Source organism: Shewanella mangrovi, assembly GCF_000753795.1.
Classification (GTDB): domain Bacteria; phylum Pseudomonadota; class Gammaproteobacteria; order Enterobacterales; family Shewanellaceae; genus Shewanella; species Shewanella mangrovi.
The window spans coordinates 20684-45431 of record NZ_JPEO01000025.1; the positions used below are offsets into that span (position 1 = coordinate 20684).

Genomic DNA, 24748 nt, shown 5'->3' on the forward strand with positions numbered 1-24748 from the left:
CCTTCATAAAAAGCCAGCTAATCTGCTGGCTTTTTTGTGGGCGAGTGTTGGCCGCAAGACATCGGAGGATGGTTGTTAGGGTAACGGATGCGGCTGCAACACCTGCTCGGGAGATTCAGCTTGGGTTGCAGTGCTTTGCCTATCGGCAATAAAAGGCGTTGGCTGTGGTACCTGCAATAAGCGAACTAACCAGTCATCCATTAACTGCTGCGACTCTGCCATAGGTTGCAATATTGAGGCGTGATTACCCACAATTTGGTGCTGTTCAAACTTCAGTCCCGTTAGTTTTGCGGGCCAGTCATTACCGATCACCCCATCGTTGCTGGCCGTAAATAAAATGGTTGGGCGTTGCCAGTTTTGCAATATGTTACGGATATCGGTATCGGCTTTGCCTAAGCGCAAAATCTTTAATGCTTGATCACTGCCGGCATCGATACTGCTGTCGGGGATTAGCTGACTCAAAAATGGGTGAAAGGCATAGGCAGCGCTTTTGCTTGCTTCCGGCAAGGGGCTGCTAGGCGCTATCAGCGCCAAGGCTTTGGCATCAATAGCGGCAGCAAAATAACTGGCAGCAATTCCGCCCATCGAATGCCCAACCACAATCCAGGGCTTCGGCGGGTTGAGTTTTTCCAACCAAGGTTTGAGGTATTGCGTATCTCGCACGCCATAGCTGAAGTCCGCAATAGTGGTTGTGCCCTGTCCGGGCATGTCGGGTATTAGCGTATTAAAACCCCGGCTTTGAAAATAAAGTCCCCATGGCATCATCCACTGCCAATTGGCGGAATAGCCATGCAGCAAGATAACCGTTCCTTGCATCTCGCTGTTTTGCTTAACGATAATGGCTTTGGTCTCTTTACCATTGATGTTAAACGCTAAGTTAAAGGTCAGTTCGTCTTCGGCTAGCGACCACGGTTTTCCGGCCACGTAATGAACGCAGGGCGAGCTGCAGTCGTTATGTTTAGCCAACAGTAGCTTGGGCATAACGGCTTCGGTGGCCGTTACATTACTGTTGGCGCGATTGGGATGGGCGATTTGCTCGGCAACATAGTTGGCGCAGCCGCTAAGGCTGAGCGTGCACATGGCAAGGATGGAGATAAAGGCGCTACGGCGTTTCAACAAAATACAGCGTCCTAAAGCTGACCGCGAATAGTAGACATGTTGCCAGCGCTAAGTAGTCAAGCGCAAGTGTATAAAAGCTCGCCAGTTTGTTCGCAACCTGAAACAGTATCATTTGCTAGTGGAAGGATTTTCATCATGTTCGAGGCTGGGATTGTGACGCAGAGCAGAGTAGAATACGCGCAACCCTACCTAACTAGATATTGTCCAGCTGGAGTATCCGATGCTGAAGAAAAGTATGAACATTGCTGATTATGATCCTGCGTTGAAAAAGGCGATTGATGATGAAACTCGCCGTCAGGAAGAACATATCGAGCTGATTGCTTCTGAAAACTACACTAGCCCACGCGTCATGGAAGCGCAGGGTTCACAATTAACCAACAAGTACGCTGAAGGATACCCAGGCAAACGTTACTACGGTGGTTGTGAATACGTAGACGTGGTTGAAACCTTGGCTATCGAACGTGCCAAAGAGCTGTTCGGCGCGACTTATGCGAACGTGCAACCGCACTCAGGTTCACAAGCAAACAGCGCGGTGTACATGGCATTGCTGCAAGCTGGTGATACTGTACTGGGCATGAACCTCGCTCACGGTGGTCACTTGACCCACGGTTCACCAGTCAACTTCTCTGGCAAACTGTACAACATCATTCCTTACGGTGTGGATGACGAAGGCAAAATCGACTACGTCGAGCTGGAATCTCTGGCGCTGGAACACAAGCCTAAGATGATCATCGGTGGTTTCTCTGCTTACTCAGGCATTGTTGACTGGGCTAAACTGCGCGAAATCGCAGACAAAATCGGCGCATATCTGTTCGTAGATATGGCACACGTTGCGGGCTTAGTAGCTGCGGGCGTTTATCCTAACCCAGTACCACACGCACACGTAGTAACCACCACTACTCACAAAACTCTGGCAGGTCCACGTGGCGGTTTGATCATCTCAGCCGCTGACGATGAAGATCTGTACAAGAAACTGAACTCAGCAGTATTCCCAGGTGGCCAAGGCGGCCCATTGATGCATGTTATCGCGGGTAAAGCGGTAGCCTTCAAAGAAGCGCTGGAACCAGAATTCAAAGCATACCAACAACAAGTAGTTGTGAACGCCAAAGCGATGGTAAAAGTGTTCTTGGAACGCGGTTACAAAATCGTGTCTGGCGGCACTGAAAACCACCTGATGCTGGTGGACTTAATCGGTCGTGAACTGACTGGTAAAGAAGCCGATGCCGCACTCGGTGCTGCCAACATCACCGTTAACAAAAACTCAGTACCTAACGACCCTCGTTCACCATTTGTGACCTCAGGTATCCGTATTGGTACCCCTTCAATTACTCGTCGTGGCTTCAAAGAAGCAGAAAGCGAGCAGTTGACTCACTGGATCTGTGACGTACTGGATAATGCCCAAGATGAAGCGGTTATCGCCGACGTGAAAGCCAAAGTGCTGGAACTGTGCGCTCGCTTCCCTGTTTATGGTTAACCTTTATAGGTGAATGCGATAAACTCCCATGGCCGCTATAGTTAGCGGCCATTTTCGTTTGTACAGGACTGCAAACGAATGCCATTCTTTTATCTCGCAGGAGAGTTTCCATGCATTGTCCATTTTGCAGTGCGACAGATACTAAAGTGATCGACTCGCGTCTGGTCGCCGAAGGCCATCAAGTACGCCGCCGTCGTGAATGTACGCAATGCCATGAGCGCTTTACCACCTTTGAAGGTGCAGAGTTGGTCATGCCACGGGTGATTAAACGCGATGGCTCGCGTCAGCCGTTTGATGAAGAAAAACTGCGCGGCGGTATTTTACGGGCGGCAGAAAAACGCCCGGTGTCTATCGACAGTATCGAAGACGCCATCAACAAGATTAAATCGGCACTGCGCGCCACTGGCGAGCGCGAAGTGACCTCTGAGATGATCGGCAACCTGATGATGGAGCAGCTGATCGAACTCGACAAAGTGGCCTATATTCGATTTGCCTCGGTATATCGTGCCTTTGAGGATGTCTCAGAATTTGGTGAAGCGATCGCCAAATTGCAGAAGAAATAATATGTGGTCAACGCTTGATCGCGCCATGATGGCGCGCGCAATTCAATTAGCGGCCAACGGCCGTTACACCACGCGGCCTAATCCCAATGTCGGCTGCGTTATCGTCAATGACGCCGGCGAGATTGTTGGCGAAGGCTGGCATCAACGCGCCGGTGGCCCACATGCCGAAGTGCATGCGCTGCGCATGGCGGGTGACAAAGCTCGCGGTGCTACCGCCTACGTTACCCTTGAACCTTGCAGCCACTATGGCCGCACCCCGCCGTGCGCCAAGGCGCTGATTGATAACGGCTTAAAACGGGTAGTGGCGGCGATGACCGATCCCAATCCGCAAGTGGCTGGCCGTGGTTTGAATATGCTCAAAGACGCTGGCATTGACGTCGCCAGTGGGTTACTGGAAGCCGAAGCGCGCGCGCTGAATCCTGGCTTTTTAACCCGCATGGAGCGGCAACGTCCTTATGTGCGAGTGAAATTAGCAGCAAGCCTTGATGGCAAAACCGCACTCGCTAACGGCGAATCCAAGTGGATTACCGGCCCCGCAGCACGGCGTGATGTGCAGCGCCTGCGGGCATTGAGCTGCGCAGTAATCACCGGCATCGGCTCAGTGCTGGCGGACGATCCATCGATGAACGTGCGCCACAGCGAGCTCGGTGGTTTAGCTGAAACTTTAACCGAAGACGCGCTCATTCAACCGCTGCGGGTAGTGGTGGACTCCAACTGCCGCATGCCGCTGGACGCCAAATTGCTCAGCATCGAATCGCCAGTGCTGCTGGTCAGTTGCCAAGCATATGCTGACGATGTTAAAGCCAAGCTACCGGCTCATGTGGCCTGTTTGCAGTTGCCCGCCGTCAATGGTCGCGTAGATTTAGCTGCGTTCATTAATCACCTTGGCACACAGCACAACCAAGTGCTGGTGGAGGCGGGCGCAACGTTATGTGGCGCCTTTATTGAAGCGGGCTTGGCCGATGAATTGGTGCTGTATCAAGCGCCGAAAATTCTTGGTGCTCACGGCCGCAATCTGCTCAATCTGCCGGATTATCAGCACATGAGCGACATTCCGCAGTTAACCCTCAGCGACCGCCGCCAACTCGGCGCGGATACACGCATGATTTTTAAAATAGGTGAGTAACTCATGTTTACCGGCATTATTGAATCTGTAGGCCACATTCGTGCGATTGAGCGCCGTGGTGATGATATTCGCCTCACTGTGGCGGTAGGTAAGCTGGATATGACCGACGTAAAACTCGGTGACAGTATCGCCACCAACGGCGTGTGTTTGACTGTGGTTGCCCAAAGCGTTGACAGCTACACCGCTGATGTATCAGCCGAAACCGTCACGCTAACCGGCTTTGACACTTACCAAGTGGGACGCGCGGTCAATCTTGAAAAAGCGGTGACGCCGTCCACCCGTTTAGGCGGTCACTTAGTCAGTGGTCACATTGATGGGCAAGCGCGCGTGGTGGAAGTGCATCCGCGTGGTAAAGCCACTGAATATTGGTTGGAAGCGCCAGCTGAGCTGTCGCGCTATATTGCCCATAAAGGCTCAATCGCGATTGATGGCGTAAGCTTAACGGTGAACGAAGTGCAAGGGCATCGTTTTCGCTTGACCATAGTGCCACACACCTCTGGCGAAACTACATTGCCGCTGCTCAATGCGGGGGATTGCGTTAACTTGGAAGTGGATCAAATCGCCCGTTATCTAGAGCGATTGATGCAAGCGCCAACGGCAGCACCGAGTTCTGGCGGTGTCACTATGGAGCTGCTCGCAAAATCTGGATTTATCCGTTGATCAGACTCATGCTTTGTTGCATCCGCGCTGATCGCTAATTGAGAAACCGTTAACATTCTGACTACTCAAATGAGTGGAAAACCAAGGTCGTATTATGGCGATTCATAGCATTGAAGAGATTGTAGAAGATATCCGTCAGGGCAAAATGGTCATTCTGATGGATGACGAAGACCGCGAGAATGAAGGCGATATCATTATCGCTGCTGACAAGATCACTCCGGAAGCGATTAACTTTATGGCCCGTTATGGCCGTGGCTTGATCTGTCTAACGCTTACCAAAGAGCGTTGCCGTCAGTTGAACTTGCCGCTGATGGTGCGCGATAACGGTTCACCGTTCGCTACTAACTTCACCGTATCGATTGAAGCGGCTGAAGGCGTGACGACCGGCATTAGTGCCGCAGACCGTTCACGTACCGTAGAAGCCGCAGTAGCCAAAGACGCTAAGCCTACGGATATTGTGCAACCGGGTCATATCTTCCCATTGGAAGCGCAGCCGGGCGGCGTACTGGTGCGTGCTGGCCACACCGAAGCAGGTTGTGATTTGGCGCGTCTGGCTGGTTTAGAACCTGCATCAGTGATTGTGGAAATTTTGAATGAAGATGGCACCATGGCGCGCCGTCCTGAACTGGAAGTGTTCGCAGCAGAACACGGTATCAAAATCGGTACTATTGCCGATCTGATTGAATACCGTAATAACAACGAAACCACCGTGGTGCTGGAAGGCAAATGTAAGTTGCCAACGCGCTTTGGTGAGTTTGAACTGCACACCTTCCGCGATACTGTCGATAACCAACTGCACTACGCTATGGTGCGTGGTGAGGTGGCTGACAATGTGCTGGTGCGCGTACATTTGAAGAATACCTTCAATGACTTGCTGTTCTCTGAACGTGATGAAGTACGCAGTTGGCCGCTGGATAAAGCCATGGAAAGAATTGGCAGTGAAGGTGGCGTGATGTTACTGCTCGGTAACCAAGAGCCAAATGACGATATCATCGCCAAAGTGAAGGCCTTTGAAGCGGAAGACAACGGCGAATTAGTACCAGTAGCGAAGAAAGTAAAAACCTCACAACGTGTAGGGGTTGGTTCGCAGATTCTGGCGTCACTGGGTGTTAAGCGCATGCGCTTATTAAGTTCGCCTAAGCGTTATCACTCTCTCGGTGGCTTTGGTTTGGAAGTCAGCGAATACATTGCCGACGAGTAAATACAAAATTAATTGGCGATTTCGTCGATCATTTAGGGGGCTTAGGCGCAGTTTGCGTGCTATCATAGCGCCAATTTTGCGCCCGGGCCGGGTGCTTTAGCTTAATTGGGTAATAAGATGAACGTTGTTCAAGGTAATATCGAAGCGAAAAACGCCAAAGTGGCCATCGTCGTTTCCCGTTTCAACAGCTTTATCGTTGACAGTCTGCTGGAAGGTGCTTTAGACACCCTGAAGCGTTTCGGTCAGGTAAGCGAAGACAATATCACGGTAGTGCGTGTGCCTGGTGCATATGAGCTGCCATTGACTGCACGTCGCGTGGCGGCAAGCGGTAAATTTGACGGCATCATCGCGCTGGGCGCTGTGATCCGTGGCGGTACACCGCATTTTGACTTTGTTGCGGGTGAATGCAACAAAGGTCTGGCGCAAGTGGCATTGGAATTCGATACGCCAGTATCTTTCGGTGTATTGACCACAGATACCATCGAACAAGCCATCGACCGCGCAGGTGTCAAAGTCGGCAACAAAGGTGGCGAAGCTGCCCTTGGTTTGCTGGAAATGGTAAACGTGCTGAAAGCACTCGAAGAACAACTGTAAGACAGGTATTTCATGAAGCCATCTGAACGCCGCAGAGCCCGCCGCTTAGCGGTACAAGCCATCTATTCTTGGCAATTGAGCGGGAACAATATTGCTGACGTTGAGCACGAGTTTCTGACAGAGCAAACTGTCGACGGTGTTGATATTCCCTATTTCCGTGAAATCTTTGTTGGTGCAGCAACTAAACATGCTGAGCTTGACCAACTGGTGATTCCATTTCTGGCGCAGCGTCCGTTTGAGGATGTTGATCCGATTGAAAAGGCGATTTTACGTTTAGCTGCGTTTGAACTGACCTACCGTAAGGACACACCTTACAAAGTGGTCGTCAACGAAGCTATCGAGCTGGCAAAGGCGTTTGGCGCCGATGACAGCCATAAGTTTGTTAATGGTATACTCGACAAACTTATCAAGCAGAAATAAGTCAACAAAACGGTATCTGCGGATACCGTTTTTCATTGCAGCAGACCGTGCATGCGGTCAGGATTAGCATGAAAGAATTCCAACTGATAGACCACTTCTTCAATGGACGAGGGCAGTTACGCAAGGATGTGAAGCTGGGCATTGGTGATGACTGTGCTTTAGTGCAACCTGCAGAGCATAAGTCTATTGCGATCTCCTGTGACACGTTGGTGGAAAACGTGCACTTTCTGCCATCTATGCCAGCCCAAGCGCTCGGTTATAAAGCTTTAGCGGTCAATCTGTCTGATTTGGCCGCCATGGGCGCAGAGCCGGCGTGGATGACGCTGGCGTTAACCCTGCCAGAAGCCGATGACACTTGGCTGGAGCAATTCAGTAATGGCCTGTTTGAAGCCGCTGATTACTATATGATTTCTCTGGTAGGTGGCGACACGACCCGCGGTCCGCGTTCGATAACGATTACCGTCAATGGTCAAATTCCTGAAGGCAAAGCGCTTACCCGTGGTGGGGCACGTCCCGGTGACTGGATCTACGTCACCGGTACGTTAGGTGACTCGGCCTTAGGCTTGGATATTCTGCAAGGCAAACATCTGGCACGTGCGGAACATCGAGAATATTTGATTGGCCGTCACTATCATCCAACCCCAAGGGTATTGGCGGGGCAATCGCTACGCAGTGTGGCTTCCAGCGCAATCGACCTGTCTGACGGACTGCAATCAGATATCAAGCATGTGCTTAAGGCATCTGATGTTGGGGCTGTGATTGATCTGGAAAAACTGCCGTTATCGCAGGCGTTGCGTGACAGTGTGGATAGTGAAGCAGCGCTTAACTACGCCTTATGTGGCGGTGAGGATTACGAGTTATTGTTCACCGTACCTGAAGCACAGCGTGGGGCATTGGATGTGGCGTTAAGTCACGCCGGGGTGAAGTTTACTCAAATTGGTCAAATTCAGGCGAACCAGAAGCTGAAATTGCAGTTAGCTGGTGCTGAGTACACACCGACAACATCAGGGTTTCAACATTTTTAAATGAAGTTTTTTGCGAAAAGTCCGGCGCTGGCGCCATTAAGTTTACGTAATCCAATCCATTTTTTGGCACTGGGCTTCGGCAGTGGCTTAGCTAAAGTGGCGCCCGGAACTTTCGGCACTCTCGCTGCCGTACCTGTGGTGCTGCTAATGTCGTTATTGCCGCAAGCAGGTTATGTAGTTGTGACCTTTCTTGCTTGTGTGCTGGGCATCTATATTTGCAGTAAAACCTCGCGTGATTTAGGCGTGCACGATCACAAGGCGATCGTGTGGGATGAAGTCGCCGGTTATATGATCACTATGTTCGCTGCCCCAATGACATGGCAATGGTTGCTTGCTGGCTTTGTGCTGTTTCGCTTCTTTGATATTGTTAAACCTTGGCCTATCCGTTGGCTTGATCGCAATGTTGATGGCGGCTTAGGGGTGATGGCCGATGATATTCTGGCCGGTATTTTCTCTTTTGTTGCGATGCAACTGCTGATCCTCTTCGTCATCTGAGTCAGTTTTAAGGGAATGCCTGTGTGCTTCCCTTACTGGCTTTCTGCTGCGGTTCTCGCTTCTACAACGATAACAACTATGCTTAGGTTATAGCTCGTGGAGAACCAGCTATGGCCTTGTTACGTGTGTTGTTACTTTTGCCACTATTATGGTCGCCACTATTGGTGACACACGCTACTGCTGCGCCTGCCTCACAAGTGGTGTTACTCCAAGTTGAAGGCGCTATTGGGCCAGGTGTCAGCGATTATTTAGGGCGTGCTTTGCAGCGTGCTGCAACATCTCCCAATCCACCGCAACTAGTGTTGATTACGCTTGATACCCCTGGCGGATTAGTTGCTAGTTTGCGTGAGATCAATCAAGCAATTTTAGCGTCGCCAATCCCTGTTGCATGTTTGGTCTATCCGTCCGGTGCCAGAGCAGCCAGTGCTGGTACTTATATGTTGTATGCCTGCCATATTGCGGCTATGGCCCCGGCGACGAATCTCGGGGCAGCAACGCCGATCCAACTGGGTGGTTCGAGTGAAGACGAACAAAAGAGTACGCCATCGAGTGCCGAGAAAAAGATGTTGAATGATGCTGTTGCCTACATACGCAGCTTGGCACAGTTAAGGGGCCGGAACGCGGAATGGGCTGAGCAAGCCGTGAAAGAGGCGGCAACCCTGACCGCTACAGAGGCACTGCAGCTGCAAGTGATCGACTATATTGCGACGTCTCCAGCTGCCTTGTTAACCCAGTTAAATGGACGCACCCTTGATACGGCCAGCGGCGCGATAACACTGAATACCGCATCTGCAGCGCTGGTTGATCAAGGTCCTGACTGGCGTACCCGCTTTATCAACACGATTACCAATCCCAATGTCGCCTACATTTTGATGTTACTCGGTATCTATGGACTGATCTTGGAGTTCTACAATCCGGGGATGGGCATTCCAGGTGTGCTAGGCGCTATCTGTTTATTGCTGGCGTTGTATTCCTTCCAATTATTGCCCATCAACTATACCGGTGTTGGGCTATTACTATTGGGGGTGGGATTGCTCGTTGCTGAAGCATTAGTCCCTAGTTTTGGCATCTTAGGCTTTGGTGGCGTGGCTTCGTTTGTGCTTGGATCCATCTTCCTTATCGACAGTGAGCTGGATGCCTATCGTATAGCTTGGCCAGTGATTGTCGCCATTACGTTTGTCAGTGTGATGGTGTGCTTAGTGTTAGTGGCATTTGTGCTGCGCGCGCGGCGGATGGCAACGGTAAGCGGCCTAGATAGCATGATTGGCAGCTACGCTCAGGTGGTATCCGGCTTTCCAGGGACGGGCACAGTGTTATTTATGGGAGAACATTGGCAAGCAGAATGTGAGGCGACGTTAGCGCCAGGACAGCAAGCAAAAGTCGAGAGTATTACTGGGTTGATTTTACATCTGTCGCCTGAGGGAGCGCCTGATAGGAGGCCGTTATGAATGAATTAATTTCCAGCATGAATATTTCACTTGCTGCCATGCTGTTGTTGCTATTGGCGTTGATATTGTCGATGTTTCGCATTCTGCGGGAATATGAACGTGGGGTGATCTTCCTATTAGGGCGCTTCTATAAGGTCAAAGGCCCGGGACTGATTATCGTGATCCCGGTAGTGCAACAGATAGTGAGAGTCGATTTACGTACCGTGGTAATGGATGTGCCGTCGCAGGATGTGATTAGTCGCGATAATGTGTCGGTGCGCGTTAACGCGGTGCTCTACTTCAGAGTGGTAGATCCGCAAAAGGCGATTATCAATGTCGAGGATTTCTTGAATGCCACCAGTCAGCTAGCGCAGACTACGCTGAGGTCGGTGCTCGGGCAGCATGAGCTTGATGAGATGTTGGCAAATCGCGATATGCTCAATAGTGATATTCAGAAAATTCTTGATGCCCATACCGACATTTGGGGGATTAAGGTGGCTAATGTCGAAATTAAACACGTGGATCTGAATGAAACTATGGTGCGTGCAATAGCGCGTCAGGCCGAGGCTGAGCGGGAACGGCGGGCGAAGGTGATTCATGCCTTGGGCGAAAAGGAAGCCTCGCAGAAGCTGGTTGAAGCGGCGCATACGCTATCTGAACAGCCTAACGCGTTACTGCTTCGCTATATGCAGACCCTAACAGAAGTGGCTGGCGAAAATACCAAAACCATCGTATTTCCTTTGCCAATGGAATTACTGACCGGACTCAGTAAGCACTGGCAAAATTTACAGACGATGGCAGAAAAGATGACTGATGATGACGAGCCCAAATAACCAAAATAACCAAATAAAAAAAGCCGCATAAGGCGGCTTTTTTAGGTTTCATGTCGAGGTGACTTTTTACACCAGATACACTGTCAGTGTGCAGGCACCGTGGGCACCAATCACCAAGGCTTGCTCAATATCCGCGGTCTTGGATGGACCAGAGATAAACACGCCATAGCCAGTACTTTGTAGGTCGACTTGCTTTAACGCTTGATGCATATTGGCCACAATGCTATCGGCTCTAACCACTAACAGCAGGTTTTCACAGATGAACGGCGCAATACGGATGCCTGCACCTTGCTCTGTTACCCACACTGCACCGTTTTCAGCCACCGCAAATTCGCCATCAATCACCGCATAGTTGATATCGCGCAGCGCGTGTGGATCTTCTGGTGTTTCACGGTTACCCGTAACATCAGCGACTTGCGAGATCACTTGCTGGCCTTCGCCGACCAATTCGGCCACTTTGGCCTGCAGCGCGCTCATGGCATCTTCTTTTACTAAGGTGCCGCCCACCGCTTTGAGGCTCGCTTCAAACTGGCCAATAAGGTCATCTAGGCGAGGCGCAATTTCAACCTGTGGCATTGGATGTTTTGCAAGGGCAACGCTGCCAAGCGCAGCCAAAATATCAGATTTGCTGGACATGCTATTTGCTCCTGTTTTGGTTGTACCAAGTTTCAAAGCTGGTTTTGGGTGCTTTTGGTAGCTCGCGGTATTTACCCCAAGCGCCTGAGAATGGCTTAAGCATTGAGTGTGGCAGATAGCGCAGACTAAAGCGTGCGACGCTCATGGCGCAGTTAAACATGGTGGTGCTGCCCATCATCTTACCCACCATCGGCATATAACGTTCTTTACCGTATGGCAGTTTACCTTGCTCAGCTTTGAGGCGGCGTTGGTAGGAGATAATTTTATCCAGCGGCACTTTGGTTGGACACACATAAGTACATGAACCACACAGCGTACATGCCCAAGCTGTGGTGTTGGTGTCATCTTGCTGCGCGCCCACGGCGATACCGATAGGACCCGGAATAAAGTAGTTATAGCTATAACCGCCACTGCGACGATACACAGGACAGGTATTAATACAGCCACCGCAGCGAATACACTTGAGCGATTCTGCTAGCAACTCATCTTGCAGCGCCTTGGTGCGGCCGTTATCGACGATGATAATGTGCATCTCACCGCCCGGTTTGGGGCCATGATAGAAGCTGCTGTAGGTGGTAATTGGTTGACCAATCGCATTACGGGCGAGGGTACGCAGCAGTACTGATGCTGCTTCCATATTCGGCACCATCTTATCGATACCCATGGAGTGCAGCGTCAGTCCTGGCAGGTTACCGCCCATATCCGCGTTACCTTCGTTGGTGCACACCACAATGGCGCCCTGATCAGCAATCGCCATGTTCACACCTGTCATGGCAGCATCGGCGCTGAGGAACTGTTCACGCAAATGTTGGCGAGCAGCACGGGTCAGATAGGTTGGGTCGCTGGCGCCTTTTTCGGTGCCAATTTTTTCATGGAACAGCTCGCCGACTTCCTCTTTCTTGAGGTGGATAGCAGGTACCACGATGTGTGATGGTGGCTGTTTATTCAACTGGATAATGCGTTCACCCAAGTCGGTATCGATCACTTCGATACCGTGTTGTTCCAAATAGGGGTTGAGGTGGCATTCTTCCGTCAGCATAGACTTTGACTTCACCAGTTTTTTCACTTGGTGCTTACTCAAAATCTCATGCACGATACGGTTGTGTTCTTCACCGTTTTTAGCCCAGTGCACTTGAATGCCTTGTTTTACACAATTGGCTTCAAACTGTTCTAAATATTCGCCTAAGTGAGACAGAGTATGGAGCTTGTATTCAGAGCCTAACTCACGCAGTTGTTCCCATTCAGGCAGTGAACTTGCCGCACGGTCGCGCTTTTGACGTAAGAGCCACAGGGCTTTGGAGTGCCAGTCGACACGAGTTTCGTCACGACAGAAGATCTCAGCTTTTTCTGCATGGTTAGCAGTGGTAGTGGTTGCCATGATGCGCTCCTCAGATTGCTTCGTTAAGAATTTGCGCCAGATGACGCGTTTCAAGTGGCAACTGCAGGCGGCGGATCATGCCGTCTAAGTGCATCAAGCAAGAAGGATCATAACCAACCACATAGCTGGCGCCAGTATTGGCGTGCGCACTGGCTTTGTCTTTGCCCATCTTGGCGGAGACTGCGCCTTCATCCATAGCAAAGGTGCCGCCAAAGCCACAGCACTCATCGTGCGGCTCTGGATATACCACTTCAATGGCAGGCACTTTGTTCAGCAAGGCTTCCAACTTGTTGTAGCCCGGAGACATTAGTTCGCTGGCTTTGGCGAGGGTTAGCATACGCAGGCCGTGACATGACATCTGCATACTGACTTTATGTGGGAATGGACGAGTAAAGGCCTCAACCGGCGCAATATCGTGCAGGAATTCTGTCAGTTCATACAGCTTATTAATCACTGCTTGCGCTTCAGGTGAGTCATCAAACTCATGGAAGTTTTCTTTGGCTGCCACAAGGCAGGACGCTGCGGGGCAGACAATGGCATCACATTCGACGCCTTTGAAGGCATTCAATAGTTTTAGTACTGTGCTGCGAGCTTCATTGAAGCAACCTGAGTTGGTCATTGGCTGACCGCAACATGTTTGCCCTTTAGGTAGGATCACTTGGTGCCCCAGTTTTTCCAGCAACTCCAGAGTGGCAATTGCAACTTGAGGCATTAGTTGATTCACCAGACAGGGAATAAATAATGCAATTTTCATGGTTAATTCCTTAAGTGCTTTTACACAACAAACATCATCGACCTATGCGCGAGTGGCAGTGTTCGCACTGCTTCGTTTATCAAGCGCTATCGGCGTCTTACGCAACCGAATATATACCTTTCAAATAGCTTGCTAAAGCGCTTAATCAGTAAATGATTAAGTGTATTTTTGCATTTTTGAGAAGATATTAAGCTGCTGAAATTAATGAATTATTTTTGTAATTTTATTTCTTTTATTATCGTTGTTTTGCATAAATGAAAAGAGGAGCATAAGCTCCTCTTTTAGTTGCTGTTTAGCGGCTGCATTCTTCCAACAGATACGCCAAATGGCGATAGGAGATGCCGCTATGATGGCTTAAGCCAACTTCACACATACGGTTAGCGTAATAGCCTTCTTTGGCTGCAGCTGGTAACAGCTTTTTGATATTACGCAGTGCTGATTCGTTGATCTCAGGCTTATACAAGCCTTTTTCACCGGCGTAACCGCAACAGGTAATGCCTTCAGGACGTACAATATTGCTCGAACACGCGGCCGCAATGGCTTCCATCTTCGGTTCAATATGCATCTTGCGAGCAGAACAACCTAAATGCAGTGCTACGGTAGATTTCTTTTTGATAGTGAGTTTTGGCATCACTTCATCATGAATGAAATCGACCAGATCCAGGATTTTGAACTCTGGATTCGCGGTGAGAGTGCGATAAGTACAAGACAGCGCATCAATCACAATCGGCAGTTCGCCGTTGTTAGAGATGTCACGCAGCACTTCAACCAGTTCGTCACGTTTACCGTCGGCGTTTTTAAAGTCACCCTTTGATTCCCACATCTGACCGCAACACAGGCTGCGAGTCTTAGGTGGGGTGATGACATTAAAGCCCGCGCGTTCCAGCAAGGTCACGGTAACATCTGGCAGTGTCCGATCATCTGGATCTTGTGGAGTCTTACCAAAGGTACGGCCACCACAAGCGGCAAAGTACACCACACTTGGTTGACCAGCGACTGGCGCTGACGGCTTAGGCAGATTGCCGCCTTTTGGAAAATCAGGATTCCAGTAAGGCACTTCGCTGGAGATCATGCGGCCTGCTTTCATCAACCCGCCAGTGATGCTGTCGCCAGTGACTTTATGCAGCACGTTGAGGATGTTAAATCCGGTCGCTAACGCAGTGTTCACCGCGCCCCAGTTATTGGCTTGGAAATCGAGCACTTTTTGTTGAGTACTGGTGATGTATGGTGTACGCAGTTTGCGCACCAAGTTGCCCATGCTGTTATCTACCGGGCAAGCGATAGTACACAACTGACAAGCGGCACAAGTATCAACCACATCGTACTTAGCGGCAGCGCGCATTTTCTCAGCACCCGCTTTATCGCCTTCGCTTTCCAAACGTGAGATTTCACGCAGGGTGGCGATACGTTGACGCGGGGTCAGGTTCAGCGCTGATGTTGGACAGGTTTTTTCGCAGAAACCACATTCGATACAACGGTCAACAAAATCATCGACCACTGGGCATGGTTTGATGTTCTTAATGTGAACGGTCTTATCGTCGTTAAGGATCACGCCTGGGTTGAGCAAACCTTCTGGATCGAAAATCTGCTTGATGCTCTTCATCAGGGTGTAGGCATCGGTCCCCCATTCTGCTTCCACAAACGGTGCAACCGCACGACCCGTACCATGCTCAGCTTTCATTGAGCCATCGTACTTATTGATCACCATATCGGCCACATCATCCATAAAGTTATGGAAACGGGTGATATCGTCTTGTGTCGCAAAGGTTGGGGTAATAATGAAGTGGAAGTTACCTGCCAATGCGTGGCCGTAAATCACCCCTTCGTGGTAACCGTGCTTATGGAACAGCTCAGTTAAATCGTGGGCCGCACTAGCCAAGTGTTCAACTTCGAAGGCCACATCTTCGATGATGACTGAGGTGCCTTTCGGACGTGCACCACCAATAATCGGGAACAGACCTGAACGCATCGCCCAGTATTTGCCGTAAACCGCAGGATCTTTACTGAAGGTAATCGGGCGTTCTGTTTCCAAAAATGCCAGTTTTTCGATGACATCTTTGGTATAGCCTTCCAGTGTGGCTTCATCATCAGACCGAGATTCAATCAACAGAATCGCAGCGCCTTCTGGCAAGGTGTTGAGCCAATCAGGCATACCAGGCTTACCGGTAACCGCTTTGATTGAGGCCCAGTCCAGTAGCTCTGCTGCGGCAACACTATCACCAATAATTGGCGGAATAGCGCGGGCGGCATCTTCCATATTGAAGAATACAGCCATCGCAGAGGCTTTATATTTGGCTTCGATTACGGTGTGGTAGGTAACTTCGTTAACGAATGCCAGCGTACCTTCAGCACCCACCATGATGTGCTCGATGATGTCGAATGGATCTTCAAAATCGACCAGCGCATTTAGGCTGTAACCTGTGGTGTTCTTGATGGCGTATTTTTTACGAATGCGTGCGGCTAATGCTTCGTTGCCGCGTGCCATCTCACCCAGTTGCTTAACCTGCTCAAGCAGATGAGCATGGGTTTCACGGAAAACAGCTTTTGACGCTTCATTACCCGTGTCTAACTCAGTGCCATCGGCCAATACCAGTTTGACGGATTTAACGGTTTGGTAGCTGTTTTGTGCAGTACCACAGCACATACCAGAGGCGTTATTAGAGTAGATCCCCCCCACCATCGCCGAAGCTAAAGTGGCTGGGTCTGGACCGATTTTTTTATTGAATTGCTTGAGTGCGGCGTTGGCATCGCTACCGATGATAGCGGCACCCAGGGTAATCGCTGAGGCGTCGTTATTGATATCCAGAGTGCGGAAACCGTCAAAGCCCAGCATTAGCAAAATGCCTTCACCAATCGCTTGACCAGACAAGCTAGTGCCTGCTGCGCGGAAGGTGACGGGTGCTTTGTGTTTTCTTGCAACAGCCAGTGTTTGTTTTACTTGCTCCAGATTTTCAGCATGCACGACAACTTCAGGCACTATGCGAAAGTAACTGGCGTCAGTAGACCAGGCGAACCGGCGGACCGGATCATCACTAACTGCGCTTTCCCCCAGAGAATGACGCAAGTCCTGTACTACGGCTTGATAATTTATAGACATAATGCATCTCTTTATACATTGAACTCACTGAATTGGCGGAAACTACATTGGTTTCCGCTCGAGCATTATTATTCAGTCAGCTGTTAGTACCCGCCCCAGATGAAGGCAATGGTACCAGCCAGCAGTGCATAGCAGATTGCTACCGGCATAGTCTTACGGATGATTTCTGACTCACGACCCGCCATACCTACAACGGTCGCTGCTGCCACAACGTTCATCACGCACAACATATTACCTGCGTTAGCGCCCATGCCCTGAAGTGCAAGGAAAATAGTGTGATTGCCACCGATATTTTCGGCAACGCTGTACTGTAACCCAGAGAACATCATGTTCGAGAAGGTGGCACTACCAGACAGGAAGGCACCAAAGATACCGACGATAGGTGATACCCATTCCCATACTGAGCCCAGAGATGAACCCAACATTTGTGCTAATGCGACTGGCATAGAAGACAGATCCGCATTGTTAGCCCCTGAGTTAAGGAAGATTTTTACCATTGGCACAGATGCGCCCAATGAAATAATAGTTGGGATCATTGACTTACATGACACGCCAACCGACGTTTTAATGGCTTGACCGTTCATTCTGAACAGGAAGAAACCAAGGATACAAACGACCACAAAGAAGATACCAGGTGCGTAGAAAGTTGCGAAGCTAGCTTTCAAGCTGGTACCCATAATGCCTGTTACACTGACATTAAAGCTGGTTAACCAGGCTTTAAACGGTGTAACTACGCGAGATAACACCAACAGCGCGGCCATGATCAAATAAGGTGTCCACGCTGCCAATTGCGAGAAACGAACGTCGGTATGTACACCCGCATCTTCGTTGTCATCGTTTTCAGCAAAGTCATTCCATGGCTCTTTAGGCAACATAAAGCCCTTTTTCGCAACTGGAATCACAATCGCCATACCGATCAATGCACCAATAACCGATGGGAATTCAGGACCAGCAAAGTAGTTGATGGTCCATGCTGGCACTGTGAACGCTAAACCAGCGAACAGCGCGAACTTCCAAATCGCCAGACCTTCTTTGAAGGACTTATTGCGGCCAAAGAAGCCAGTTAATACAGATACCATCACCAATGGAATTAAGGTACCTGTGATCAAGTCCATAGAGATCATATGGTTAGCGATGAACTGAGCATAGCCGGCAAAGTTACCACCATGATCTGCAAAATAACCGCTTGCCATACTGGTACCGTTTTGGATGAGGCCCTGTTCCATACCGAAGGTGACAGGTAAGCCAATTGCACCAAATGATACGCATACGGAGTCACCAATCAATGCAACAACGGCTGCAGCGACTGGAGGAATCCCCAGCAGCACCAGCAAAGGCGCACCAATCGCAGCGGGTGTACCGAAGCCAGCAGAACCTTCAATGAAGGCACCGAACAGCCAGCAGATGATGATCACTTGCACGCGAGCATCAGCACTGATGTTAGTGAAACCAGCACGAATGGTGTCCATTGCGCCAGAGTATTTCAGTGTATTTAGCAGGAATACTGCGCCGAAGATAATCGTCAGCGGTGTAATTGCTGACAGTAAACCTTCAACGACAGATGCGGCGAGCATGTTAGTGTCCATGTGCCAGATAAATACCGCAGCTAATGCCGTAATGACTGCCGAAATAGGCATTGCTTTAGATGCTGGTAAGCGCAATAACACCAGGAACAGCATGACGCTGATCACCGGACTTAGACTAGCGAGTAGTTGCAGAAAGGTCATTTTTGCCTCTTTTCTTCATGTTGCTTTTGTTGTGTTATCTGCCCGGCTTCCCCACGTACAACTGCCGGTCATTTTTTAATTCAGCATAATCTTTATCAATTTAAGCCACATCAACATGATCTGGATCATCTTGCTAGGGGGGAAATGAGGCAGTTTCTACCAATGAGAACTTAAGCGAAAACTGAAGAATGGTGAATGTGACATTAGTCGCAAAAAATATTGGCTTATAATTCTGTTGTAGAATCAAAAGTTAATTAATCATGCTGTAAATCTATTTAGCCGCATTATTCAGCGAGTTTTGGTAATAAACTGATCTCGTTTTTTCATTCGTGATGTAAAGTTTGCCATCTATTAATAAAGTCTAATGTGATGTAGATCACCCTCAATTTTGAATTGTTAAATTTGTAAAAACTTAATAAGTAATATAATTGAAGAAAAACAAGCATTTGAGCGCATAAAAAAACGCCTCAACAAGCCTAAAAAAGACGCTCAATATTGTAAACAACGTTTTTATAAAGTTACAAAATGTAAGAAAGTGTCGAAACTTGACCCTGATATTTCACTGGCAGCAATGGATAAATCGGGATTATATGTGGCGTGTATTTCAGCAGTGGCGAATGAGATAATTTATTGGCTAATTATTACGAAGGTACGAAGGAATAAAACGGCGGAATTATCGACAAAATAAGGACGATTATTCAGTATCAGCAAAATGTTTAATACCGCCGTTTATTGACGCATTTAACGTCGTTCAGAACAGTTTACTTCCCCAGCCCAGCTTATTACGCAGCACATGGAAATAGTTGTGGCCTTTGGGATGGATGAGTTTCAGATCTTCGTTACTGCGGCGAATGATAATTTCATCGCCGGGCAGCGCAGCTAAAGTGACATGGCCATCACAGCCCACTTCTAACGGCTCGCCATTATGCGGTGAGACCACGAGTTTAATAATGCTGTTAGCGTCGACCACAATTGGGCTGCATGACAGGGTATGCGGGAACATAGGTACTAAAATTAAGGCTTCCAGATTGGGGGTCAAAATTGAACCGCCAGCGGATAAAGAATATGCGGTTGAACCCGTAGGCGTTGAGACAATCATGCCGTCGGCGCGTTGGCTATACATAAATCTGTCGTCAATATAGACTTCAAATTCAATCATATGGGCAATTTTACCCGGGTGGAGTACCGCTTCGTTAACGGCGGTATTGCAGGCTTTGAGTTCGCCGTGACGATAGACACTGGCCTCCACTAAAAAACGGTGCTCAGTTTCATAGTTACCGGCAAGCACATCAGCCAAAGGCTCTTCAAATGCATCGGGTGCCAGATCGGTAAGGAAGCCTAAATTACCTCGGTTAACGCCAATTACCGCAATGCCAAAGCGTGCTAATACCCTAGCTGCCCCCAGCATATTACCATCACCACCAACTACAATCGCCAATTGGCAGCGTTCGCCAATTTCAAGCAGATCAACCGCTTCAACATTGGAACCCAACTCAGAAGCGACGCGCTCTTCCACTAAGACTTCGTAACCTTTCTCCCGCAGCCAATGCAGCAAACGGTTAAGGGTTTGGTTGGTGCCTTTATGGTGGGGTTTACCAATCAGACCTATGGTACGGAATTCTGAGGTCATAAAATTAACCAGCTCAGGGTTGAAACAGCGAAATTGATCCCCATAATATGCGCAGAGTATGCAGAAACAAAGCATTTTTAGCTGGAGTAACAATGAGCAACGAGTCATCAAAAGCAGGGCAGGAGCAGGTTGAAGAAGTGGTAGAAACTGTTCAGGAAAATGAAACTGATGCCACAGAAACTACCGCTGAAAACGTCGCTGACGTGATTGACGAGCTGACCCAAGCCAACTTCCGCGTTGAAGAGCTGGAACAGGCATTGGCTGAAGCCGAGGCTAAGGTTGTAGAGCAGAAAGATTCTGTTTTGCGTGCGGCTGCGGAATCAGAAAACGTACGTCGTCGTGCAGCATTGGATGTTGAAAAGGCACATAAGTTTGCCTTGGAAAAGTTTGTAAACGAGCTGCTGCCAGTTATCGACAACATGGAGCGGGCGCTGGTTGGCGCTGAGAACGCCGATGAAGCGATTAAGCCAGTTCTGGAAGGTGTGGAGCTGACGCTCAAAACCTTTATCAGTGCAGTAGAGAAGTTTGGCGTTAAAGCGGTCGACCCAGTAGGTGAAGCCTTTAACCCAGAGCAACACCAAGCGATCGGTATGCAACCAAGTGCAGATTATCCTGCTAACACTGTGATGTTAGTGATGCAAAAAGGTTATCTGTTGAACGATCGTTTACTGCGTCCTGCAATGGTCATGGTATCGCAAGGCGGTGGCGCCAGCGTCGATACTCAAGCCTAACAGCGCGTTATCGAATGAAAAATGCAGCCAATTGGCTGCATTTTTTTATGCTGAATTTGTGACGTTGCGCAAATAGAAACGCTCCGGCAAGCGGAGCGTTTTAGCAAGATAGCTTAATTCGTCAGCGAATTAGCATACAGCGTTTTTGATAAACTCTACGATTTGGTCCATTGGCACATCTTGTTTCTCACCGGTACGACGGTTTTTGTATTCAAATACACCGCTGTCGATGTTGCGATCACCAATCACGATAGTGTGTGGAATACCCACCAGTTCCATATCGGCGAACATCACACCTGGGCGCTCTTTACGATCGTCGAACATCACTTCGATGCCAGCATCGTTCAAGTCTTGATACAGCTTCTCTGCAATATCGGTCACGCGATGTGATTTGTGCATGTTCATTGGCAGAATGCCCACTTTGAACGGTGCAATCGCATCTGGCCAGATGATGCCACGATCATCGTGGTTTTGTTCAATGGCAGCGGCCACGATACGGCTTACCCCCACACCGTAACAACCCATCAGCAGGGTTTGTGCTTTGCCGTTTTCATCCAATACCGTGGCGTTCATTGCTTCTGAGTAGCGTGTGCCCAATTGGAAGATATGGCCCACTTCAATACCACGTGCAAACGCATAAGTGCCTTTGCCGTCTGGTGTTGCTTCACCTTCAATCACGTTACGGATATCAAATGCTTGTGGCAGGGCAACATCGCGCTCCCAGTTGATACCGAAGTGGTGTTTGCCGTCTTGGTTAGCACCAGCACCGAAGTCGCTCATCACGGCTACTGCATGGTCGACATACACTTGCATGTTCAAACCGATAGGGCCTAATGAACCAGGACCGGCACCGATGGCGGCACGAATTTCTTCTTCAGTGGCAAATTCCAGTGGTGACAATACACCTGGGATTTTATCGGCTTTGGTTTCATTCAGTTCGTGATCGCCCCGCACCATCAGCGCCACCAATGGTGCTTCTTCGGTGTCACCACGAACGATTAAGGTCTTAACGGTTTTCTCAATCGCTAAGCCAAATTGTTCTACCAGCTCTTCGATGGTTTTGGCGTTTGGAGTGTCAACTAAGCTCAACTCTTGCGTTGCTGCTGCACGTTCTGTGGTTGGTAGTGGTGCTTCTGCTTTCTCGATGTTAGCGGCGTAATCGCTGCCAGTTGAGTAAGCCAGCAGGTCTTCACCGCTTTGTGCCAGTACGTGGAATTCGTGAGACATGCTACCGCCGATTGAACCGGTATCGGCCAATACTGGGCGGAACTCCAAGCCTAAGCGCGCCAAAATGTTGGAGTAAGCTTGGAACATGGCTTGATAGGTATCATCCATGGTTTGCTGATCCAGATGGAACGAGTAGCCATCTTTCATCAGGAATTCACGTGCACGCATTACGCCGAAACGTGGGCGTACTTCATCACGGAATTTGGTTTGGATTTGATACAGGGTCAGTGGTAACTGCTTGTATGAGCTGATCTCTTTACGTACTAGGTCAGTGATTACTTCTTCGTGCGTTGGGCCGAGAACGAAGTCGCGGTTGTTACGATCAACAAAACGCAGCAGCTCAGGACCAAACTTATCCCAACGGCCTGATTCAACCCACAAGTCACCCGGTTGTACCATCGGCATCAGAATTTCAACGGCACCGGCTTTTTCCATCTCTTCGCGAACGATGGCTTCGACTTTACGCAGTACACGCAAGCCGCTCGGCAACCAGCTGTATAAACCAGCAGCGTTACGACGGATCATACCAGCGCGCAGCATAAGTTGATGACTGATAACTTCTGCGTTGGCAGGGGTTTCTTTCTGTGTTGATAGCAGGTATTGGCTAATTCGCATTTACCTAAAGTCCCATATGATTTTGATGGGCGACATTTTATCACCTGCTTTGTGGTTGTCACCCCAGCGAAGGCGGGAAAGTCAGACTATTTTTCGCGTTTTATTGCGTAAATAGGTAGGCAAACTGGCGCTGAAATTTCAGCGCTCAGCTTTGGTGGCAGGTTTATCGCGGCGATCGCCAATTATTTTGGCTGGGTTACCGGCAACAATTGCGTAGGCTGGCACATCTTTGGTGACCACGGCACCCATGCCAATCACCGCGTGATCGCCAATGTTGACGCCATCAACAATGCCCACCTGCGCACCAATCCACACATCGCGGCCGATAGTCACGCCTTTAGCTTGGCTGCTTTGTTGGTATATCGGCATATCCGGCGCCATACCGTGGTTAAAGGCGTAGATGGTGACATTATTGGCGATACGGGTTTGGTCGCCAATGATTAAGCCTTTGCCGCCGCCATCGAGCGAGCAGCCATGATTGATGCTGACTTCATTGCCGATAGTGATGGGCCCGTGCAAAAAGCAATCCGCAGCAATCATGCATTGGTCACCAATACTGATGCCGCGATTAGGTTCGCCAAACAATTTGGCTTCCGGCGCGATAAAGCAGTTGTTACCGATAGTGATTGTTTCCAACGCTTGTAACTCTGCTTGGATTTGCTGCTGCCACGGCTCAGCCCAAAGCAGATGTTTGGGCTTCAAGCGATACCACAACCACGGCATCCAACTCAGGCGCTTTTTGTGCTGCGCGATGTAATCGTCCGGCGTTGGGCTGAACTCATTCATCACTTGGCTCTTGTGTTGGTGTTACTGGTGTTTGAGTTGCGGTGTCAGTCGTTTTTCTCAGCTTAGGCGCATCGACAACGTCGACCACTTCAATGCCATTCTCGCGGGCATACCAAAAGATATCTAAATCATACAGCGCCACTTGATAGCGCTTCGGATCGTCCTTGGCCTTTTTGTAGGCTGGGCGCGGATCTTGCGCCAGCACGGCACTGATAAGCTCCGCCAGATGTGGGTACAGCGCCGCTAGCTTAGTGAGCTTTTGCTGCGCCAACGCATTGAAGCTCACCGGCACTTCTACTGGCGGCGCTTGGGCGATACCCGCGTGGGCGTCGGTGATGGCATCGGAAAACGGAATATAGGGTTTGATGTCGACAATCGGCGTACCGTCGAGCAGATCCATCCCAGAAATCTCTAACTGCACTTTGCCTTTGTGCTGCCGAATGCCATGCAATTTTACCACCGATTGGCCTATGCCGTTGGGGCGAAACGTGGAGCGAGTGGCAAACACACCGAGCTTTTCATTACCGCCTAAACGTGGTGGTCGTACCGTGGTTTTCCAGCCTTGGGCGAGGTTTTCATGGAAGGAAAACAGCAGCCACACGTGACTGTATTGCTCTAAACCGCGCACCGCATCAATATGGTTGTACGGTGGCACTAATTCGACATAGCCACGAATAAAATCCACTAAGCCGGGTTGTCTTGGAATACCAAATTTCTGTTTATAAGGCGTGCGGCAAAAGGCGACCGCTTCGATATGGTTTTCGAAATGTTCCGAGGTCAATCAGGTCACCGATCAGTTTATTCAGTTTTGAGTTTAATGGCTTGGCCGACACATAGTGTACGGGTAAAGCAGCCTTGAGCAGGTTCTGGGACTTCGGCACACTTTTTAATGATCAGACCATTCGCCTTCATATCGGCAGCTTTACGACGTGCATCAGTTCGGGCATTAGCTAAGCTCGCCGGTGCAGCATTTTGATCGATTTGGCAATCACTGCCTTCTATCATGCCTAACGCCACATATGGGCCACTTGGCATGGATTTATCAAACAGTTTGACTTGTGATGGTTTGAAATAGTCATTGATAGCATCAGCATCAAGGTTGGACTTGAATACATAGTCGCTGCTACAAGCGCTGAGCAATAACACTGATACAACAGGGATAAGATATTTCATGGCTTCCGGCCTCTAAGTTATTGAGTACCGATGAAATGCTCCTCACCCACGGTGAGG

23 protein-coding genes are annotated in these 24748 nt (G+C 49.5%); 12 read left to right on the forward strand and 11 right to left on the reverse strand.

Going from position 1 to position 24748, the window contains the following annotated elements; all coding sequences use genetic code 11:
- Positions 1–75 precede the first annotated feature (75 nt).
- Complete coding sequence (locus HR45_RS18005; RefSeq protein WP_037445667.1) at positions 76–1119, reverse strand: alpha/beta hydrolase; 1044 nt, start codon at positions 1117–1119, stop codon at positions 76–78.
- Between the two features lie 220 nt (positions 1120–1339).
- On the opposite strand from HR45_RS18005, the gene glyA reads away from it, so the two are divergent.
- The 11 genes from glyA to HR45_RS18060 all read left to right on the forward strand — a co-directional run bounded on the left by glyA (position 1340) and on the right by HR45_RS18060 (position 10937).
- A complete protein-coding gene (gene glyA / locus HR45_RS18010; protein ID WP_037445668.1) occupies positions 1340–2593 on the forward strand; it encodes a serine hydroxymethyltransferase in 1254 nt (417 codons plus the stop codon).
- A 110-nt stretch (positions 2594–2703) separates the two neighbouring features.
- On the forward strand, positions 2704–3156 hold the full coding sequence (gene nrdR, locus HR45_RS18015; RefSeq protein ID WP_037445669.1) for a transcriptional regulator NrdR: 453 nt from the start codon (positions 2704–2706) through the stop codon (positions 3154–3156).
- Position 3157: 1 nt separating this feature from the next.
- Complete coding sequence (gene ribD, locus HR45_RS18020; RefSeq protein ID WP_037445670.1) at positions 3158–4282, forward strand: bifunctional diaminohydroxyphosphoribosylaminopyrimidine deaminase/5-amino-6-(5-phosphoribosylamino)uracil reductase RibD; 1125 nt, start codon at positions 3158–3160, stop codon at positions 4280–4282.
- A gap of 3 nt (positions 4283–4285) precedes the next feature.
- On the forward strand, positions 4286–4942 hold the full coding sequence (locus HR45_RS18025; RefSeq protein WP_037445671.1) for a riboflavin synthase: 657 nt from the start codon (positions 4286–4288) through the stop codon (positions 4940–4942).
- A gap of 94 nt (positions 4943–5036) precedes the next feature.
- Entirely contained in the window at positions 5037–6143 is a 1107-nt protein-coding gene (ribBA, locus tag HR45_RS18030; RefSeq protein ID WP_037445672.1) for a bifunctional 3,4-dihydroxy-2-butanone-4-phosphate synthase/GTP cyclohydrolase II, read from the forward strand.
- Positions 6144–6260: 117 nt separating this feature from the next.
- Positions 6261–6737, forward strand: a complete 477-nt coding sequence (gene ribH, locus HR45_RS18035; RefSeq protein WP_037445673.1) for a 6,7-dimethyl-8-ribityllumazine synthase — start codon at positions 6261–6263, stop codon at positions 6735–6737.
- 12 nt (positions 6738–6749) lie between these two features.
- The gene (nusB, locus tag HR45_RS18040) at positions 6750–7157 is read left to right on the forward strand and encodes a transcription antitermination factor NusB (RefSeq protein WP_037445674.1); all 408 of its coding nucleotides are present in this window, start codon (positions 6750–6752) and stop codon (positions 7155–7157) included.
- 68 nt (positions 7158–7225) lie between these two features.
- Positions 7226–8182: a thiamine-phosphate kinase gene (gene thiL / locus HR45_RS18045; RefSeq protein ID WP_037445675.1), complete on the forward strand. Its 957-nt coding sequence runs from the start codon at positions 7226–7228 to the stop codon at positions 8180–8182.
- Positions 8183–8677 (forward strand): phosphatidylglycerophosphatase A family protein, encoded by a 495-nt coding sequence (locus HR45_RS18050; RefSeq protein ID WP_037445676.1) that lies wholly within the window; start codon positions 8183–8185, stop codon positions 8675–8677. It begins immediately after the preceding gene.
- Positions 8678–8787: 110 nt separating this feature from the next.
- Positions 8788–10125: an NfeD family protein gene (locus HR45_RS18055; protein WP_037445677.1), complete on the forward strand. Its 1338-nt coding sequence runs from the start codon at positions 8788–8790 to the stop codon at positions 10123–10125.
- Positions 10122–10937, forward strand: coding sequence for a slipin family protein (locus HR45_RS18060; protein WP_052074829.1), 816 nt, complete (start codon positions 10122–10124; stop codon positions 10935–10937). The genes HR45_RS18055 and HR45_RS18060 overlap by 4 nt, the downstream gene beginning before the upstream one ends.
- A 66-nt stretch (positions 10938–11003) precedes the next feature.
- Here the strand turns inward: HR45_RS18060 and HR45_RS18065 are convergent, their stop codons facing one another.
- From HR45_RS18065 to nadK, 6 genes are all read right to left on the reverse strand, one after another.
- Entirely contained in the window at positions 11004–11573 is a 570-nt protein-coding gene (locus HR45_RS18065) for a LutC/YkgG family protein (RefSeq protein WP_037445678.1), read from the reverse strand.
- Between the two features lies 1 nt (position 11574).
- Positions 11575–12951, reverse strand: coding sequence for a lactate utilization protein B (locus HR45_RS18070; protein ID WP_037445679.1), 1377 nt, complete (start codon positions 12949–12951; stop codon positions 11575–11577).
- Positions 12952–12961: 10 nt separating this feature from the next.
- Entirely contained in the window at positions 12962–13705 is a 744-nt protein-coding gene (locus HR45_RS18075) for a (Fe-S)-binding protein (protein ID WP_037445680.1), read from the reverse strand.
- Between the two features lie 292 nt (positions 13706–13997).
- A complete protein-coding gene (locus HR45_RS18080; protein ID WP_037445681.1) occupies positions 13998–16802 on the reverse strand; it encodes an FAD-binding and (Fe-S)-binding domain-containing protein in 2805 nt (934 codons plus the stop codon).
- An 83-nt stretch (positions 16803–16885) separates the two neighbouring features.
- Positions 16886–18529, reverse strand: a complete 1644-nt coding sequence (locus HR45_RS18085) for an L-lactate permease (RefSeq protein WP_052074830.1) — start codon at positions 18527–18529, stop codon at positions 16886–16888.
- Positions 18530–19280: 751 nt separating this feature from the next.
- Positions 19281–20159: an NAD(+) kinase gene (gene nadK, locus HR45_RS18090; protein WP_037445682.1), complete on the reverse strand. Its 879-nt coding sequence runs from the start codon at positions 20157–20159 to the stop codon at positions 19281–19283.
- A 92-nt stretch (positions 20160–20251) separates the two neighbouring features.
- Here nadK and grpE point away from each other — a divergent pair, with 92 nt between their 5' ends.
- The gene (gene grpE, locus HR45_RS18095; RefSeq protein WP_037445683.1) at positions 20252–20890 is read left to right on the forward strand and encodes a nucleotide exchange factor GrpE; all 639 of its coding nucleotides are present in this window, start codon (positions 20252–20254) and stop codon (positions 20888–20890) included.
- A 129-nt stretch (positions 20891–21019) separates the two neighbouring features.
- On the opposite strand, the gene HR45_RS18100 is transcribed toward grpE, so the two are convergent.
- The 4 genes from HR45_RS18100 to rcsF form a co-directional block, all read right to left on the reverse strand.
- Positions 21020–22732, reverse strand: coding sequence for a proline--tRNA ligase (locus tag HR45_RS18100; protein WP_037445684.1), 1713 nt, complete (start codon positions 22730–22732; stop codon positions 21020–21022).
- Between the two features lie 138 nt (positions 22733–22870).
- Positions 22871–23518 carry an acyltransferase gene (locus HR45_RS18105; protein ID WP_037445685.1) on the reverse strand — a complete coding sequence of 216 codons (648 nt, stop codon included), beginning with the start codon at positions 23516–23518 and terminating at the stop codon, positions 22871–22873.
- Positions 23511–24299 (reverse strand): tRNA (N6-threonylcarbamoyladenosine(37)-N6)-methyltransferase TrmO, encoded by a 789-nt coding sequence (tsaA, locus tag HR45_RS18110; protein WP_037445686.1) that lies wholly within the window; start codon positions 24297–24299, stop codon positions 23511–23513. Before tsaA ends, HR45_RS18105 begins: the two co-directional genes overlap by 8 nt.
- Before the next feature lie 17 nt (positions 24300–24316).
- Positions 24317–24691 (reverse strand): Rcs stress response system protein RcsF, encoded by a 375-nt coding sequence (gene rcsF, locus HR45_RS18115; RefSeq protein WP_037445687.1) that lies wholly within the window; start codon positions 24689–24691, stop codon positions 24317–24319.
- Between the last annotated feature and the right edge of the window lie 57 nt (positions 24692–24748).